Annotated in this window: 8 protein-coding genes and 1 other RNA gene; 8 read left to right on the top strand and 1 reads right to left on the bottom strand. The window is 73.0% G+C overall.

Annotated features, from left to right (window positions below; all coding sequences use genetic code 11):
• The first annotated feature begins 49 nt into the window (after positions 1-49).
• On the top strand, positions 50-1,246 hold the full coding sequence (locus tag DEJ29_RS12280; protein ID WP_027466390.1) for an acetate/propionate family kinase: 1,197 nt from the start codon (positions 50-52) through the stop codon (positions 1,244-1,246).
• A gap of 810 nt (positions 1,247-2,056) precedes the next feature.
• Here DEJ29_RS12280 and DEJ29_RS12275 read toward each other — a convergent pair.
• On the bottom strand, positions 2,057-2,731 hold the full coding sequence (locus DEJ29_RS12275) for an SDR family oxidoreductase (protein WP_071405018.1): 675 nt from the start codon (positions 2,729-2,731) through the stop codon (positions 2,057-2,059).
• A gap of 37 nt (positions 2,732-2,768) precedes the next feature.
• Here DEJ29_RS12275 and ffs point away from each other — a divergent pair.
• From ffs to DEJ29_RS12240, 7 genes are all read left to right on the top strand, one after another.
• Positions 2,769-2,865: signal recognition particle sRNA small type (ffs, locus tag DEJ29_RS12270), an RNA gene on the top strand.
• A 233-nt stretch (positions 2,866-3,098) separates the two neighbouring features.
• Positions 3,099-10,697 carry a choice-of-anchor G family protein gene (locus DEJ29_RS12265; protein ID WP_111095127.1) on the top strand — a complete coding sequence of 2,533 codons (7,599 nt, stop codon included), beginning with the start codon at positions 3,099-3,101 and terminating at the stop codon, positions 10,695-10,697.
• 164 nt (positions 10,698-10,861) lie between these two features.
• Complete coding sequence (locus DEJ29_RS12260; RefSeq protein ID WP_111095126.1) at positions 10,862-13,684, top strand: DNA polymerase III subunit gamma and tau; 2,823 nt, start codon at positions 10,862-10,864, stop codon at positions 13,682-13,684.
• Positions 13,684-14,283, top strand: coding sequence for a recombination mediator RecR (gene recR, locus DEJ29_RS12255; RefSeq protein WP_017888680.1), 600 nt, complete (start codon positions 13,684-13,686; stop codon positions 14,281-14,283). The genes DEJ29_RS12260 and recR overlap by 1 nt, the downstream gene beginning before the upstream one ends.
• A gap of 116 nt (positions 14,284-14,399) precedes the next feature.
• Complete coding sequence (locus tag DEJ29_RS12250) at positions 14,400-15,665, top strand: aspartate kinase (RefSeq protein WP_017888681.1); 1,266 nt, start codon at positions 14,400-14,402, stop codon at positions 15,663-15,665.
• A gap of 43 nt (positions 15,666-15,708) precedes the next feature.
• Positions 15,709-16,761 (top strand): aspartate-semialdehyde dehydrogenase, encoded by a 1,053-nt coding sequence (locus DEJ29_RS12245; protein WP_111095125.1) that lies wholly within the window; start codon positions 15,709-15,711, stop codon positions 16,759-16,761.
• Positions 16,762-16,859: 98 nt separating this feature from the next.
• Positions 16,860-18,347, top strand: a complete 1,488-nt coding sequence (locus tag DEJ29_RS12240; protein WP_111029411.1) for a malate:quinone oxidoreductase — start codon at positions 16,860-16,862, stop codon at positions 18,345-18,347.
• The last annotated feature ends 15 nt before the right edge of the window (positions 18,348-18,362 follow it).

The following is an 18,362-nucleotide window of genomic DNA, read 5'->3' as shown; positions in this document are numbered from 1 at the left end:
CCGCCCGACCCGCACCGCGCCTCCAGGCCCGACAGAAAGTGACCACCCCGTGACCGCAGCCCTCGTCGTCAACTCCGGCTCGAGTTCGTTCAAGTACCAGCTCATCGAACTCGAGGACGAACGCACGCTCGCCTCCGGGCTCGTGGAGCGCATCGGCGAGTCCGCCGGGGCCTGGAAGCACACCAACGCGCTGACGGGGGAGTCGTCGTCCAACGACGCCGCGTCGGTACCCGACCACGCCGCCGGGTTCCAGGCGATGATCGACGCCTTCGCGAAGGTCGGGCCGTCGTTCGACGAGCACCCGCCCGCCGTCGTCGGCCACCGCGTCGTGCACGGCGGCACCACCTTCGACCGCGCGACGGTCGTCACGGACCAGGTCGAGCAGCAGATCGAGGACCTCAACAGCCTCGCACCGCTGCACAACCCCGCGAACCTCGAGGGGATCCGCGCCGCGAAGCAGGTCTTCTCGGACGTCCCGCACGTCGCCGTGTTCGACACCGCGTTCCACCAGACGATGCCGCCGCACGCGTACACGTACGCGATCCCCGCCGACCTGGCCGCCGAGTACGGGATCCGCCGCTACGGCATGCACGGCACCAGCCACAAGTACGTCTCCGAGCAGGCCGCGGAGTTCCTCGACCGGCCGCTCGCCGAGCTCAAGACGATCGTGCTGCACCTGGGCAACGGCGCCTCGGTCGCGGCGATCGACGGCGGCAAGTCCATCGAGACCTCGATGGGGCTCACCCCGCTCGAGGGGCTCGTCATGGGCACCCGCTCCGGCGACCTGGACCCCGCGGTGCTCATCCACCTGCACCGCGAGGCCGGGATGACCTTCGACGAGCTCGACACCATGCTCAACAAGCGGTCCGGTCTGCTCGGCCTGACCGGCAACGGCGACATGCGGGACGTGCAGGACGCCGCCACCAAGGGCGACGAGCAGGCGGAGGCGGCGCTCGCCGTGTACCGCCACCGCATCCGTCGCTACGTGGGCGCCTACACGGCACAGCTCGGCGGGCTCGACGCGGTCGTGTTCACCGCGGGGGTCGGCGAGAACAACGCGCTGCTGCGGCGGCGCGTGCTCGCGGGGCTCGAGCACCTGGGCATCGAGATCGATCCGGACCGGAACGAGCTGGCATCGCGGGACGCCCGCCGCATCTCCACCGACGGCTCACGGGTCGCGGTGCTCGTGATCCCGACGAACGAGGAGCTCGAGATCGCCCGGCAGTCGGCTGCGGTCGCGCTCTGACGCGTGGCGCCGTGCCGCCGCGTGACGCGGCGTCGGGGCGTCGGGGCGTTGCGACGGCACGGTGCGGTGTTCGTGGGCTGGTGCGGGGTTGCCTGGTGGGTGCGCGCTTGCAGCGCGGCACGGGGCGCGGAAGTCCGCACGGGGTGAGCAGGTGCGCACGGTGCGGACGGGAGGCGCGGGGCGGGCTGGCGCCGTGCCTCCCGTCCGCCCGTGGGTCGCGTCCGGCGCATGGTGCGGGGCTGCCTGCTGGGTGCGCGCTTGCAGCGCGGCACGGGGCGCGGAAGTGCGCACGGGGTGAGCAGGTGCGCACGGTGCGGACGGGAGGCGCGGGGCGGGCGGGCTCCGTGCCTCCCGTCCGCCGGTGGGTCGCGTCGCGGCGCACGGTGCGGCGTTCGTCGGTGGGTGCGGGGTTGCCTGTTGGGTGCGCGCTTGCAGCGCGGCACGGGGCGTGGAAGTCCGCACGGGGTGAGCAGGCGCGCACGGTGCGGGGGCGCCTGCTGGGTGCGCGCTTGCAGCGCGGCACGGGGCGTGGAAGTCCGCACGGGGTGAGCAGGTGCGCACGGTGCGGACGGGAGGCGCGGGGCGGGCTGGCGCCGTGCCTCCCGTCCGCCCGTGGGTCGCGTCGCGGCGGCACGGTGCGGCGTTCGTCGGCTGGCGCGGGGTTGCCTGGTGGGTGCGCGCTTGCAGCGCGGCACGGGGCGTGGAAGTCCGCACGGGGTGAGCAGGTGCGCACGGTGCGCGGCCCGGCACCTTCGGCGAGGAGCTCACACGGTGTGACGAAGCGCGCACGGTGCGCGACGCGCGGACGGGTCAGGTGAGCGCGTTCAGCGCCGCTGGGATCGGGGTGTCGCCGCTGGTGACCTCGAACTGCACGCCGACCGCGGCGTCGTCGAGCAGGGCGTGCAGGACGACGGTCGCGACATCCGCGCGGGGGATCGAGCCGCGCGGCACCGTCCGGCCGACGTGGACCGTGCCCTGCGGCGGCGTGTCGAGCAGGCCGCCGGGGCGCACGATCGTCCAGCGGAGGCGTCGGGCCCGCAGGTTCGCGTCCGCCTCGGCCTTCGCCCGCAGGTAGACCTGGAACACCGCGGCGTCGTCCTGCGCTGGCACGACGGCGAGCTCGGGGTCGTAGGTGTCGGCCGCCATCGCGGAGATCATCACGTACCGCTCGATGCCAGCACGCTCGGCGGCGTCGGCGAGCAGGATCGCACCGTCGCGGTCGACGGTGAGCTTCCGTTCGGCGCCGCTGTTCGGCCCGGCACCGGCGGCGAACACCACGGCATCGACACCGCGCAGGCGGAGCGCGAGGTCGTCGTCGCCGAGCTGCTCCAGGTCGGCGACGATCGCACGCGCCCCCTGTTGCTCGACGTCGGCCACGTGCGCGGGGTTGCGGACGATCGCGACGGCATCGTGGCCGGCGTCGGTGATCTGGCGGGCGAGGAGCAGGGCGATCTGGCCGTGTCCTCCGGCGATGGCGATCTTCATGTGTTCGAGTCTGCCCGTCGCGTCCGGTAGACTTCTCGGCGGCTCCTCACGTGACGCCATCCAGGCCAACTCCCCCAGGGCGGAAACGCAGCAAGGGTAACCAGGCTCTGGCGGGTGCGTGAGGAGTCTTCTTCGTTCCGGGTCGAGTCGGCTCCCCGGTGTCCCCCCCCCGTTCGGGAGGTCTCGCGTCCTTTTTCGTCGATGCTTGCGGACAGCTTCCTGATCATGTGTAAAGATCTGCCTCAGGAATCCCCAACCAGGGTTCCGACCCTCCACCGCCTCACCAGCGGAGGAGCCTCCGCCGCCTCACCAGCGGTGGATTCCGAGGATCAGGTGGCGGGCGCGCCCGCCAGGAAAAGAGACACGCATGCGCAGGCACGCGTCGCTGCCCGGTACCCCCGTACCCTCCGCAGCGGACGAACGGACACGACGGATCACCCGCGCCGACGGCCGAGCTCGAGGACGAGCGACGGACGGTCGGCGGTTCCTCCTGCGCGGCGGCGTCGTCGCCACGGTGACGGCGCTCATCGCCGCCACCGTGGCGATCCAACCCGCTGCGGCCGCCCAGACCGACGTCGCCGAGGCCGAGGGGCTGCTGCTCAGCGGCTCCGGCATCGTGAACGCCGACGCGGTCGCCCAGCTCGGCGGCGCGTACTCCGCGCGGGGTGCGACCTCGGGCGGCGGCACCACGAACCAGCCGCTCAACCTGACGGCGCTCAACGCGGTCGGGGTGAACCTCGGCAATGATGTCAACCTGCTGGGCCCGAACGGCATCCTGACCCTCGGCGTCGACGGTCAGTACGCCACGACCTCGGCCACGGGTGCGACCGCGTCGTCGGGGCTCCTGACGAACGACGGCGGCATCGGGGTCGGCACGGGGTCCGGCACCGGCGCCGCGACGCTCGACCTCAACCCGCTGTTCTCGCGCGTCGGCGCCGACACCACGGTGCTGTCGAACGCGCAGCTGCGGGTCGGGGCCCTGGCGTCCCGGATCCAGGCGACGCGCGGCACCACGGTCGGGACGACGACGGACTACCGGATCGCCGGCGCGGACCTGAACCTGACGAGCCCGGCCATCGCCGGACTCAGCACCGCGCTCCGGAACGACCTGCGCACCTTCTCGGGCACGGTGAACTCCGCGGTCGGCGCGAACGGTGCCCTCTCCGGCACCACGACCGCCCTGACCGCCGACATCCAGCGGCTGCTCCGTGGCACGACCCTCGGCCTGGTGAACGTCAACGGCACGAACGTCACCGCGACCGTGGACCTGAACCTCGACGACACCCTGACCCGGGTCCTGCAGGAACCCCTGACCGACGGCGCCGTGACGATCACACCGGCGACGGGCGCGATCACGGTCGACCTCGACCAGCTGACCACGCTGAACGGCCAGCCGGCGAACACGTCGGTACTGACCGAGGCGGCCGTGAGCTCGATCAACCGGAGCATCACGACGATCCTCGGCACCCAGCTGCCGACCGCACTGCAGACGGCGGTCGTCAACACGATCAACTCGACCGCCGTGCGGGTGAACGTCACCGCGAACGTCAACCTCGCGGGCATCCCGCTCACCGCACTGGCCCTCCGCGCGGACACCACGCTCGGCGCCCTCGCCGGCACGTCGCCCGCCACCGCCACGGTGACCGCGACCGGTGGCCCCCTCGGCCTGAACGCGCTCGGCACCCTGCTCGCCCCGGCGGTCAACACCGTCGTCGTCCCGGCACTGCAGACCATCGTGCGTCCCCTGGTCACGGGCACGGCCCTGACGAACCTCGGCACGACGCTCACGGCGACGACCTCGGCCGTCTCCACCCTGCTGAGCCCCGTCGTGCTGCTGCTCCGTCAGGTCGTCGACCTCACCGTGAACGCGCAGGACACCACGGGCTTCCGGGACCCCCGCGGGTACGACACCGGATCGCGGAGCGTGCACGCCCTGCGGCTCTCCGTGCTCCCCGGGGTGAACGTCGCCACCGTGGACCTCGCCACCTCGACCGTGCGCGCCACGGCGTTCGCGGCTCCGACCATCACGGCGCCCACGGCCGGACAGCAGTTCACCGTGCCGTCGGCGACCTCGACCCGCAGCGTCGTCGTGAGCGGGGCCGGCGAGCCCGGCGCCGCCGTGGCCGTCAGCCTCGGCGGAGACCTGACCGGCACTGCGACCGTCGCTGCCGACGGGACCTGGACGACGACCATCGCCGACGTCCCCACCGGTGCGTACACCGCCACCGCGACCCAGACGGTCGGCGGCACCGCAGCAGGCACCGCGACGCAGGAGTTCTCCGTCGTCGCCCAGCGCGCCCTGACGATCACCACCCCCACGGCCGGTCAGACCTTCACCACCACGGGGGAGACCGCCCCGGTCACCCTGACGGGCACCGCGACGGCGAACGCGCGCATCAACGTCGACCTCGGCGGCGGCGTGACCGCGACGGGCACGGCGGACGACGCCGGCGCCTGGAGCGTCACCGTCCCCGAGGTCCCGGTCGGCGAGCAGACGGCGAGCGTCACGCAGACCGTCGGCGACACGACCTCGGCACCCGTGACCCGGTCCTTCCGGGTCGTGGCCGCAGCCGGCCTGAACGTCGACACCCCCACGGCGGACCAGGACTTCCCGCTCGCCGGCGACACCCGGTCCGTCCCGTTCTCCGGCAGCGCACAGGCCGGTGCCCGCGTCGACGTCGACCTCGGTGACGGCCTGACCGCCACCACCCGCGCGAACGCCGACGGCACCTGGTCGACGAGCGTCACGGACGTCCCGGCCGGGGAGTACTCGGCCGAGGTCACCCAGACCGTCGGCGGCACCACGAGCGCCGCGGTCACCCGGGACTTCACCGTGACGGCGGCCCCCGCGCTCAGCATCGACGAGCCGGCCGACGGCAGCACCATCACCGTCGCCGACGACAGCTCGACCACCCCGGTGACGGTGTCCGGCTCGGCCGCTCCGAACGCCCGGGTCACCGTCGGCATCGGTGGTTCCTTCACCGCCGCGGTCACCGCGGACGAGGACGGCGCCTGGACGACGACCTTCGCCGACGTCCCGGTCGGGGAGCGCACCGTCACGGCGCGTCAGAGCGTCGACGGCACCACGTCCGGCCCGGTGGGTACCACCTTCACCGTCGAGGCGGGCGACCCGCTCGCGATCGCCGCGCCTGACGACGGCGACGTGGTCACGGTCCTCGACGCCGACACCACCACCGACCTCGACCTGGCCGGCACGGCCGAGGCCGGCGCCCAGGTGCGGGTCTCGCTCGGCGACGGGCTGACCGCCACCACGACGGCCGACGACGACGGCACCTGGACGCTCACCGTCACCGACGTCCCGGTCGGTCGGTACACGATCTCGGCGACGCAAACCGTCGGCGGGACCACCTCGCCGGCCGTCCGCCAGGTCGTCACGGTGCAGGCGGGCGCTCCGCTCGCCGTCACCGCTCCGGCGCAGGACGCCACCGTCACGGTCGCCACCGACGACTCCGTCGTCGACGTCACCGTGCGGGGCACCGCGCAGCCCGGCGCCCGCATCGAGGTCGTCCTGGACGACGGCGACGCGGTGTCCACGACGGCGAACCCGCAGGGCGCCTGGTCGGTGGTCCTCACCGACGTCGGCACCGGCGACCACACCGCGACGGTCACCCAGACCGTCGACGGTGCGACCTCGGCACCGGTGGACCGTGACTTCGCGGTCGAGGCCGGCGACGAGCTCGTCATCGTGGCACCGGGTGACGCCCAGCAGGTGCCCGCCGGCACCGGCGGCCAGGCCAACGTGGTCGTCCGCGGCACCTCGGAGCCCGGCGCGACCGTCGCCGTCACGATCGACGACGGCGACCCCGTCGAGGTCGTCACGGACACGGCCGGCAACTGGGAGCTCCCGACCACGCAGCTCGGCATCGGCGAGCACACCGTCGAGGCCGTGCAGACCGTGAACGGCACCGACGGCCCGGTGGTCACGCGTGACTTCACCGTGGTCCCCGGCAACGCCATCGTCATCGACACCCCGGCGAGCGGCGCACGCTTCGTCGTGGTCGACGCCGACGCCACCGCGACCGTCCGGATCACCGGCACGGCCGAGCCCGGCGCCGCGGTGACCGTCTCGGTCGGCCCCGGCACCCGGTTCACCACCACGGCTGACGACGACGGGCGGTGGGCGGTCGACGCGACCGGTCTCGCCCCGACCGGCGTCTCCACGGCGTCGGCCAGCCAGGAGGTCGAGGACGTCGTGACGAGCGCCGTCCCGATCACCTTCGAGGTCGTCACGGCCAACGCGCTGACGATCACCGGTCCGGACACGGACCCGATCACGGTCGCCGGACCGGACGTCGAGCGCGACGTCACGGTCACCGGCACCGGCCAGCCCGGCGCCACGGTCACGGCGACCCTCGCCGGCTCCGAGGACCGGGAGACGACGGTCGGGGCCGACGGCACGTGGTCGGTCACGTTCCCCGACCTCGGCGTCGACGTGCACCGGGTCACGGTCACCCAGACCCTGGCCGGCACCGTCTCCGACCCGCGCACCTCCGACCCGGTCGAGCGCACGGTCACGATCGAGGTCGCCGAAGCCGTCACGATCACCGCACCGGGGACCGACGCGGTCCTGCTCGTGCCGGACGCCGACGCGACGCGCGACGTCGTGGTCACGGGTTCGGCGGAGCCGGGCGCGCCGGTGACGGTGCGACTCGGCGACGACGAGGCGACCACCACCGCGGACGCGGACGGCGACTGGACGGTCACGTTCGGCGGGGTCGGTGTCGGCACCCCGACGCTCACCGCCAGCCAGACGGTCGGCGGGACCACCGCCTCCGGTCCGGACCAGACCGTCACCGTGCGGGCCGGGACCGCGCTCGCCATCGTGACCCCGGAGGACGGCGACGTCCTGACCGTCGCCGACACGTCCGGCACCGCCGACGTCGAGGTGACCGGTCGGGCGCAGCCGGACGCCGAGGTGACGGTCCGGATCTCGACCGGCGAGACCGAGACGGTGACGGCGGACGAGGACGGCCGGTGGGAGACCACCTTCCAGGACGTCCCGGTCGGTGACCACCGCGTCACCGCGACGCAGGTCGTCGGCGGAGAGACCTCGACGCCGGTGACGGCGGCGGTGTCGGTCCGTGCCGGAGCCCCGCTCGTCGTGTCCACGCCGCGGGGTGCCACCACCGTCACGGTGGCGGACGACGACGCCACCACCGGGGTCGACTTCGCGGGTACCGGTGAGCCGGGCGCGACCGTCACGGTCGACCTCGGCGACGGTGGGAGCGCCACGGCGACCGTGGACGAGGACGGCCGCTGGGCGACCACGGTCGAGGACGTGCCGACCGGCTCGTTCACGGCCTCGGTCACGCAGGCCCTGAACGGCACCACGAGTGCGGCGGTCGAACGACCGGTGTCCGTGGTCGCGGCTGCCGACCTGGTCATCCGTGAGCCCGGCGACGACCCGATCACGGTGGCCGACGGTGACGCGACGACGACCGTGACGGTCGCCGGTGACGCCCAGCCCGGCGCCACGGTGACGGTCACCGTCGACGACCGCGACCCCGTTGAGGTCACCGCCGGTGACGACGGCTCGTGGAGCGTCGACGTGCCGGACCTCGGTGTCGGCGAGCACACCGTCGAGGTGACGCAGACCGTGGACGGCTCGACCTCGACCACCCCGGTCGGGACGACGTTCGAGATCGAGGCGGGCGCGCCCGTCGTCATCACCGAGCCGACGGCCGACCAGGAGTACACGGTCGCCGACGGGGACGGCACGACGACGGTCGACGTCGCCGGCACCGCCGAACCGGGCGCGACCATCGTGGTCGACCTGGGCGACGGTCGCACCGAGTCGACCACCGCGGACGACGACGGCGCGTGGAGCGTCTCGGTCCCCGGTGTGCCGGCCGGCACCACGACCGTCAGGGTCACGCAGCGCGTCGACGGCACCGAGTCCGCGCCGGTGACGGTGGACGTCCGCGTCCTCGTCGCCGACCCGATCACGATCGCCACCCCGGCGGACGGGGCCACCATCCGGGTCGCCCAGCGCGACTCGCTCGCGACCCTCACCGCCGCCGGGGCCGCCGAGCCCGGTGCCGAGGTCCGTGTCACGATCGACGGCGGCGACGCCCGGACCGTGACCGCGACCGACGCCGGCACCTGGAGCGTCGACCTGCCGGACACCGCCGTCGGTGAGCACACGATCCGTGCGACCCAGACGGTCGACGGCTCGACGTCCGCAGCGGTGCGCAGCACCTTCACCGTGGCACCCGGTGCCGCGCTGACGGTCACCGCCCCGGCTGACGACACCACGTTCACCGTGCCGAGCACCGACCCCACCGCGACCGTCCCGGTCAGCGGCGAGGGCCAGCCCGGCGCGACGGTCCGCGTCGTCCTCGACGACGCCGACCCGGTCGTGGTCCGTGTCGGCACCGACGGACGGTGGGAGACCACGCTGGTCGACGTGCCGGCGGGCGAGCACACGCTCGTCGTCAGCCAGGTCGTCAACGGCACGACGTCCGATGCGATCGAGCGCGACGTGACCGTCGTGGTCGCCGCCGCGGACGCGATCGTCGTGACCAGCCCGGCCGACGGCACCGACCACCGGGTGCTCGGCGGTTCGACCGACGTGCGCGTGACCGGTACGTCCGCACCGAACGCCACGGTCTCGGTCCGCATCGACGACCGCACCGCGGTCACCACGACCGCGGACGACGACGGTGCATGGTCCGTGACGGTGCCGGACGTCGCCGAAGGGGCCCACACCATCGCCGCCAGCCAGACGGTCGACGGTGCCACCACCGACGCGCCGCGGGTCGGCTTCACCGTGACGGCCGCGACGCCGGTCGTCATCTCGAGCCCGACCGACGGCCAGGCGTTCCCGACCACGGGTTCGACGAGGTCGGTCCCGGTGAGCGGCACCGCCGAGCCGGGTGCGACCGTCACGGTCGACGTCGACGGCCGGACCGCCACGACGACCGCCGGCGACGACGGCTCGTGGACGGTCACGGTCGGTGGGGTCCCCGTCGGGGAGCACACGGTGTCGGTGACGCAGACGGTCGGCGGTCGGACCTCCGACCCGGTGACCGCCGACGTCACGGTCGTGGCCGCGCAGGAGACGGGCATCGTCATCACGAGCCCCGACCCCGGGCAGTTGATCCAGGCCGACGGCTTCGGTGACACCGGCTCGTTCACGGTGACCGGTCAGGCCACCCCCGGCGCCGCGGTGACGGTGACCCTGTCCACCGGGCAGGTCCGCGCCACCACCGCCGACGACGAGGGCGCGTGGAGCGTCGTGTTCGAGCGCGTCCCCGAGGGGGAGTGGATGATCAGCGCCACGCAGTCGGTGAACGGCACGACCTCGGCGGCACCCCGGGTGCCGATCGTGGTCGACACCCTGGAGCCGCTCGCGGTCACCTCGCCGACACCGGGTTCGCAGTACATGGCGGACGAAGACGGTGACCACGACCTGATGGTCACGGGCACCGCCGAGCCCGGCGCGACCGTCACCGTGCAGCCGATGGGTCGCGACGCGGTCGCCACGACGGCGGACGAGGACGGCGAGTGGTGGGTCATGGTGGCGCTGCCGGTCGGTGGCCACATGCTGCGGGTCACCCAGTCGGTCGGCGGGTTCACCTCGCAGGCGCAGATGGTCCGCGTCATGGTGATGGACGACGCCGTCGACCCGGAGGAGCCGGGCACGCCCGGCACCCCCGGCACCCCGGGGACGCCCGGGACGCCCGGAACGCCGGGTGCGCCCGGACTGCCCGGCACGCCGGGGGCCGGCGGTGGCTCCGGGACCGGCATCGGCACCGGCGGTGGCTCCGGGAACGGCTCCGGCACCGGGATCGGTGGCTCCGGCAACGGCACCGGTGACCTCGCCTGGACCGGCGCGGACGTCGTCCCGGTCGCCGGCACCGCGGCGGGCCTGGTGGCCCTCGGGTTCCTGCTGCTGGGGCTCTCCCGCCTCGCCCGCGGGTTCCGTCGCCGCACCCGCGGCTGAGTCCGCACCAGCGTCACACACCGCGCCTCTCGCCCGTCGACCAGACGGACGGGAGGCGCGGTGCCGTCCGGGCGCTCGGCCCACCGCCTGAGGGTGGTCCGGCCCGGCGGGACGACCTGTGGACGGGCACGCGGGTTGTCGGTCGTGACGGCTACCCTTGTCGCGTGGTCACCGCCCTGTATCGCCGTTACCGGCCCGAGAACTTCGCCGAGCTGATCGGGCAGTCGCAGGTCACCGACCCGCTCCGCACGGCGCTCCGCACGAACCGCGTCAACCACGCCTACCTGTTCAGCGGCCCGCGTGGCTGCGGCAAGACGACGTCGGCCCGCATCCTCGCGCGCTGCCTGAACTGCGCCGAGGGCCCGACCGACACCCCCTGCGGTGTCTGCCCGAGCTGCGTGGAACTCGCCCGCGACGGCAGCGGCTCGCTCGACGTCATCGAGATCGACGCTGCGAGCCACAACGGTGTCGACGACGCCCGTGACCTGCGCGACCGGGCCGTGTTCGCCCCGGCGCGCGACCGCTACAAGATCTTCATCCTCGACGAAGCGCACATGGTGACGCCGCAGGGCTTCAACGCGCTGCTGAAGCTGGTCGAGGAACCCCCGGAGCACGTCAAGTTCATCTTCGCGACGACCGAGCCCGAGAAGGTCATCGGCACCATCCGGTCGCGCACCCACCACTACCCGTTCCGGCTCGTCCCGCCCGCGGTCATGCTCGAGTACATCGAGCAGCTCTGCACGCAGGAGTCCGTCTCGGTGGCCCCCGGTGTCCTGCCCCTGGTGGTGCGTGCCGGCGGCGGATCCGTCCGTGACACCCTGTCGCTGCTCGACCAGCTGATGGCCGGCAGCGAAGACGGTGCGATCGCCTACGAGCGTGCCGTGGCCCTGCTCGGCTACACCGACGCCGCCCTGCTCGACGACGTCGTCGACGCCCTTGCCGTCGCCGACCCGGCGTCCGCGTTCGCCGCGATCGACCGTGTCGTGCAGACCGGACAGGACCCCCGCCGCTTCGTCGAGGACCTGCTCGAGCGCCTGCGCGACCTGATCGTCGTCGCGGCGACCAACGAGAGCGCCGCCGCGGTCCTGCGCGGGGTCTCACCGGAAGAGCTCGACACCATGAGCCGCCAGGCCGGGGTCTTCGGCGCGACCGGGCTCTCCCGTTCCGCCGACATCGCGAACCGGGCCCTCACCGAGATGACCGGCGCGACCTCGCCCCGCTTGCACCTCGAACTCATGACGGCCCGGATGCTCGTGCCCGAGGCCGACGACACCCAGCGCGGAGCCCTCGCCCGCGTGGAGCGACTGGAACGACGCGTCGGGGTCGGCGACGCCGGTGGACACCAGGCCGGCGCCGGCGAGCAGTCCGCTCCCGCCGTCGCCGCTGCACCGCGTCGCGAGCAGCCGGCAGCCGCGGCAGCCGCGGCTCCTGCTCCCTCCCTCGCCCCGACGCCCGCTCCGGCAGCGGCTCGCACCACGCCCGAGCGTCCCGTCGAGCAGCCCGTCGCGCCGCAGGCCGACTCCGGAGCCGTGGCCCGTGACGCCGCAGCGTCGTGGGCAGCGGTCGCTCCGAGCACTCCTGGAGCGCCCGCGCAGACCTCGACCGGGCCCGCGAAGTCCGAGCCCGCGCCCGCGAAGGCCGCTGCCGCGAAGGCCGCTGCCGAGCCGGTCAGTCCATCGTCCACCGGTCAGGGCACGACGATCGGTGACGAGCCCGCCGTCCGGACCGTCGGTGCCGTCGGCTTCCAGCAGATGCGCGATTCGTGGCCGCAGATCGTCGAGCACGTGCAGCACGCCAAGCGTTCGGCATGGTCGGTGGTCGTCACGGCGCAGGTCACCGCGCTCCGCGACGACGTGCTGACGCTGACGTTCCCGAGCCAGCAGGACGTCGCCTCGTTCAAGGAGATGTCCGACCCCTCGGCCAGCGTCAGCGAACTGCTCCGTGCCGCCATCGTGGACGTCCTCGGGCTCCGCGTGAAGTTCGTCGCCCGCGGGCCCGGACAGCAGCAGCGTCCCCAGCAGCAGCAGCAGCAGCAGCAGTCGGCTCCGGCACAGCAGGCCGCACCGGCCCAGCGTCCGGCGCCCGCTGCCCAGGCGCCCGCGGCCCCGGCGCCGGCCCCGGCGCCCGAGCCCGCAGCACCGGAGTCCCCGGCGCCGGCTTCCGCTGGTGAGCCCACGCCGACGGCTGCCCCTGCCGCCGAGCCGAAGGCCGCGTCGGCAGCACCCGGGTCGACGGCACCTCCTGTGCCGACGGCAGCGCCCGCGCCGAAGTCCGCGCCCGCGCCGAAGTCCTCGCCGGCGCCGAAGTCCGCGCCCGAGCAGAAGGCAGTGCCGACCGCGTCCGCCCCGCAGCGCGACCAGGCACCGGCCGAACCGGCCCCCGCTCCCTCCGGTGCGCCGGTGACGGACTGGGCGGTCGCGACCATCCCCGCCAGCGACCCCACCACCGACGCCGTCCCGGAGTCCGTCGAGCCCAGCTGGGCAGCACCCTTCGGCACCGTGCCGGCGTCCGCGCCGGTCGCCCCCGCCGAGACGAGCACGCCCCAGCCGGCCGAGTCGGCACCGTCGGCCGCACCCGCGCGGTCTGACGCTGCCACGGCGGGGCAGCCCGACCAGCCGACCACCCCGGGTCCGCAGGCGGCGTCCGGAGCGGGAGCCGTGCCTCCCGGCGGTCCCGTCGTGCCGGGCGTCCCGGTCGACGACTACCCGCTCGACGACGAACCGTACGACGACGGCGCCCCGTTCCCTGACCCGGGGATCGGACGCGGCGCAACGCCCGCAGCCGCAGCGTCCGCAGCCGCGGCGCCGGCAGCCCCGACGCAGCAGCCCGCACCGCAGCGTGCGGCCCAGCCCGCCGCCGCTCCCGCGCGCACCGCACCGCCCGCACGCCGCGCCCCGGTCGCCGGCCGGTACGGCGAAGCCGTCGTGCGTGAGATCCTCAACGCCCAGTTCATCGAGGAGACCGCTCTCCACCAGGACGGTGCCTGATGTACGACGGGATCGTCCAGGACCTCATCGACGAGTTCGGCCGCCTGCCCGGCATCGGCCCGAAGTCGGCGCAGCGCATCGCCTTCCACATCCTGCAGACCGAGTCGTTCGACCCGAGCCGACTGTCCGAGCTGCTGGCCGACGTCAAGGAGCGGGTCCGCTTCTGCGAGATCTGCGGCAACGTCACCGAGAACGTCCAGTGCAGCATCTGCCGTGACCCGCGCCGCTCGCCGGCCACGATCTGTGTCGTGGAAGAGGCGAAGGATGTCGCGGCGATCGAGCGCACACGAGAGTTCCGCGGGCTGTACCACGTGCTCGGCGGGGCGATCAGCCCGATCGACGGCATCGGTCCGGACGACCTGCGCATCCAGCAGCTCATGACGCGTCTGGCCGACGGCACCGTGGCCGAGGTCATCATCGCGACCGACCCCAACCTCGAGGGCGAGGCGACGGCGACGTACCTCAGTCGGCTGCTCGTCCCGATGGGCATCCGCACCACGCGGCTCGCGTCGGGCCTGCCGGTCGGCGGCGACCTGGAGTACGCCGACGAGGTCACGCTCGGTCGTGCCTTCGAAGGGCGCCGCGTCGTCGGCGGCTGATCGCCACGCAGGATCCTTGCGTCGGGGCCCGCTCGCACGCAACATCCCCGAAACACCGACTACCATTGTGAGACCGCGTGACCTCGCGGTGTCGCCGTCTCCGGGAGTACCAGCCAGTGGCCTTGATCGTGCAGAAGTTCGGTGGTTCATCCGTCGCGGACGCCGAGAGCATCAAGCGCGTGGCGAAGCGGATCGTCGAGACGAAGAAGGCCGGCAACGACGTGGTCGTGGCGGTGTCGGCGATGGGCGACACCACCGACGAACTCGTCGACCTGGCGCACTCCGTCACGCCGATCCCCGCCGGCCGTGAGCTCGACATGCTCCTGACCGCGGGGGAGCGCATCTCGATGGCGCTGCTCGCGATGGCGATCAAGAGCCTCGGGGTCGAAGCGTCGTCCTACACCGGCAGCCAGGCCGGCATGCTCACCGACGCCCAGCACGGCAAGGCCCGCATCGTCGACGTCACCCCGAAGCGCGTGCGCGAGGCGCTCGACTCCGGCCACGTCGCGATCGTCGCCGGGTTCCAGGGCTTCAACCGCACCACGGGCGAGATCACCACGCTCGGCCGCGGCGGCTCGGACACCACCGCCGTCGCCCTCGCCGCAGCACTCGACGCCGACGTCTGTGAGATCTACACCGACGTCGACGGCATCTTCACCGCCGACCCCCGCGTCGTGCCGAAGGCCCGCAAGGTCGACCGCGTCACCAGCGAGGAAATGCTCGAGCTCGCAGCCTCGGGTGCCAAGGTCCTGTACATCCGCGCCGTCGAGTACGCCCGGCGGCACGGCGTCACCCTGCACGTCCGGTCCTCGTTCAACAACAACGAGGGCACCATCGTCTACAACCCTGCCGAGGGGGAAACCGTGGAAGAACCGATCATCACCGGGATCGCCGGAGACCTCTCCGAGGGCAAGATCACCGTCGTGGGGGTCCCGGACCAGCCGGGCAAGGCCGCCGAGATCTTCACCAACGTGGCACGCGCCGGGGCGAACATCGACATGATCGTCCAGAACGTGTCGGCGGCGTCGACCGGGCGGACGGACATCTCGTTCACCCTGCCGAAGGACCAGGGCCAGACCGTGCTGACGGCGCTCGAGGTCGCGAAGGCCGACATCGGCTACGAGAGCATCCAGTACGACGACCAGATCGGCAAGCTCGCCCTGGTCGGCGCCGGCATGCGCACGAACGCCGGCGTCTCGGCGCAGCTGTTCCGCGCCCTGCACGACGCGTCGATCAACATCGAGATGATCTCCACGTCCGAGATCCGCATCTCGGTCGTGACCCGTGCCGACACCCTGAACGAGGCGATGCGCGTCGTGCACAGCGCGTTCGGCCTCGACGCCGACGCCGAGGCCGTCGTCTACGCCGGCACCGGCCGCTGACGCCCGCCGACCCGTCGATCCGCTGAACCACCAGGAGCACCGCATGAGCACCCTCACCGTCGCCGTCGTCGGCGCCACCGGCCAGGTCGGCGCCGTGATGCGTCGCCTGCTCGAAGAGCGCGCGTTCCCGGCCGACCGGGTCCGCTTCTTCGCGAGCGCCCGTTCCGCCGGCACGACGCTGCCGTTCCGCGGCGAGCAGATCGTGGTCGAGGACTCCGAGCTCGCCGACCCGTCCGGCATCGACATCGCGCTGTTCTCCGCCGGGGCCACCGCCTCGCGGGCCCTCGCGCCGAAGTTCGCCGCCGCCGGGGCACTCGTCGTCGACAACTCGAGCGCCTGGCGCATGGACCCCGACGTCCCGCTCGTCGTGAGCGAGGTGAACCCGCACGCCATCGACCAGGCGCCGAAGGGGATCATCGCGAACCCGAACTGCACGACCATGGCGATCATGCCGGTGCTCAAGGTGCTCGACACCGAGTCCGGGCTCCGCCGACTCGTCGCCACGACCTACCAGGCGGTCTCGGGTTCCGGGCTCGCCGGGGTCGAGGAACTCCTGGGCCAGGCGAAGGCCGCGCTCGAGCAGGACACCGCTGCGCTGACGCACGACGGAGCAGCCGTGACGTTCCCCGAGCCCGTCAAGTACGTCCGCCCGATCGCCTTCGACGTCGTGCCGCTCGCCGGCAGCATCGTCGAGGACGGCCTGGGCGAGACCGACGAGGAGAAGAAGCTCCGGAACGAGAGCCGGAAGATCCTCGAGCTGCCCGACCTGCTCGTCGCCGGCACCTGCGTGCGCGTCCCCGTGTTCACCGGGCACTCCATCTCGGTGCACGCCGAGTTCGAGCGTCCGCTGTCGCCCGAGCGTGCGACCGAGGTCCTGTCGAGCGCACCCGGAGTCGAGCTCTCCGACGTCCCGACCCCGCTGCAGGCCGCCGGCCAGGACCCGGCGTTCGTCGGACGCATCCGTGCGGACCAGTCCGCGCCCGAGGGCCGCGGCCTCGTCCTGTTCGTCAGCAACGACAACCTGCGGAAGGGCGCCGCGCTCAACGCGGTGCAGATCGCCGAGACGATCGTCGCGCGCCGCTCCGTCGACGCGTAGCGCGCCCCGAGCGCGACCAGCAGACGGACAGGAGGCCCGTGGCGACACCGCCACGGGCCTCCTGTCCGTCTGTCGGATGCCGCCGGTAGGATCGACGGGTGGCAGAGCAGCAGGTGGACCCCATCGACGTCGTCCTGATCGGCGGAGGCATCATGAGTGCCACGCTCGGGGCCATCATCCACAAGCTCGAGCCGAGCTGGAAGATCCGCGTGTACGAGCGGCTCGGCACGGTGGCGCAGGAGTCCTCCAACCCGTGGAACAACGCGGGCACCGGGCACTCGGCACTGTGCGAGCTGAACTACACGCCGGAACTGCCGGACGGCCGCGTCGACATCGCGAAGGCCGTCACGGTCAACGAGCAGTTCCAGGTCTCGCGGCAGTTCTGGGCGCACCTGGTCGAGACCGGCGTGCTGCCGGAGCCCACGAACTTCATCAACCCCACGCCGCACATCTCCTTCGTGTGGGGCGAGGCCAACGTCGCCTACATGCGCGCCCGGTACGAGGCCATGCGGGACCACCCGCTCTTCGCGGGCATCGAGTTCTCGGACGACCCGGCGCAGATCCGGAAGTGGGCGCCGGCGCTCATCCCCGGCCGCAAGAAGGACCAGCCGATCGCGGCGACCTACTCGGCAGCCGGCTCGGACGTCGACTTCGGGTCGCTCACCCGCCAGCTCTTCGACCAGCTCGAGATCGACGGTGTCGAGTTCGAGCCCTCGCACCAGGTCACCAACCTGACCCGGTCGAAGGTGTCCGAGGGCTGGGTGCTCAACGTGCGCAACGAGATCGGCCGGTCGACCCAGCGCATCGCCGCGAAGTTCGTCTTCGTCGGCGCCGGCGGCGGAGCCCTGCACCTGCTGCAGAAGTCCGGCATCCCGGAGATCCGCGGCTACGGCGGCTTCCCGGTGTCGGGCGAGTTCCTGCGCACCGACGACCCCGAGGTGGTGCAGAAGCACTCCGCCAAGGTCTACGGCAAGGCCAGTGTCGGTGCTCCGCCGATGTCGGTGCCGCACCTCGACACCCGCATCGTCGACGGTGGGTCGTCGCTGATGTTCGGGCCGTACGCGGGGTTCAGCCCGAAGTTCCTGAAGCAGGGTTCGGTCCTCGACCTGTTCCGCTCGATCCGGCCGCACAACCTCCGCCCCATGCTGAGCGTCGCGTTCTCGAACTTCGACCTGGTCCGCTACCTGGTCGGCCAGCTCCTCGCGTCGAAGCACACCAAGTTCGAGGCGCTCCGCGACTTCATGCCGAGCGCCGAGCCCGAGAACTGGCACCGCATCACCGCGGGGCAGCGTGTCCAGGTGATCAAGCCCGACAAGGACAAGGGCGGTGTGCTGCAGTTCGGCACCGAGGTCATCACCGCCGCCGACGGCTCGATCGCCGGCCTGCTCGGGGCGTCGCCGGGTGCCTCGACCGCCGTGCCGATCATGCTCACGATGCTGCGCCGGTGCTTCCCGGACCGGTGGGACGGCTGGCAGGACGACGTCCGCGCGATGGTGCCGACCTACGGGCAGGACCTCGGGGACGACCCGGCTCTGGCCGACGCCACGCTCGAGCGCACCGCGAAGGTGCTCGGCCTGCACCACTGAGGCCTGTCGTGGTCC

The sequence above is a fragment of the Curtobacterium sp. MCPF17_021 genome, from assembly GCF_003234605.2.
GTDB classification, from domain to species: Bacteria; Actinomycetota; Actinomycetes; order Actinomycetales; family Microbacteriaceae; genus Curtobacterium; species Curtobacterium flaccumfaciens.
This window is presented reverse-complemented; position numbering and strand designations above follow the sequence as displayed.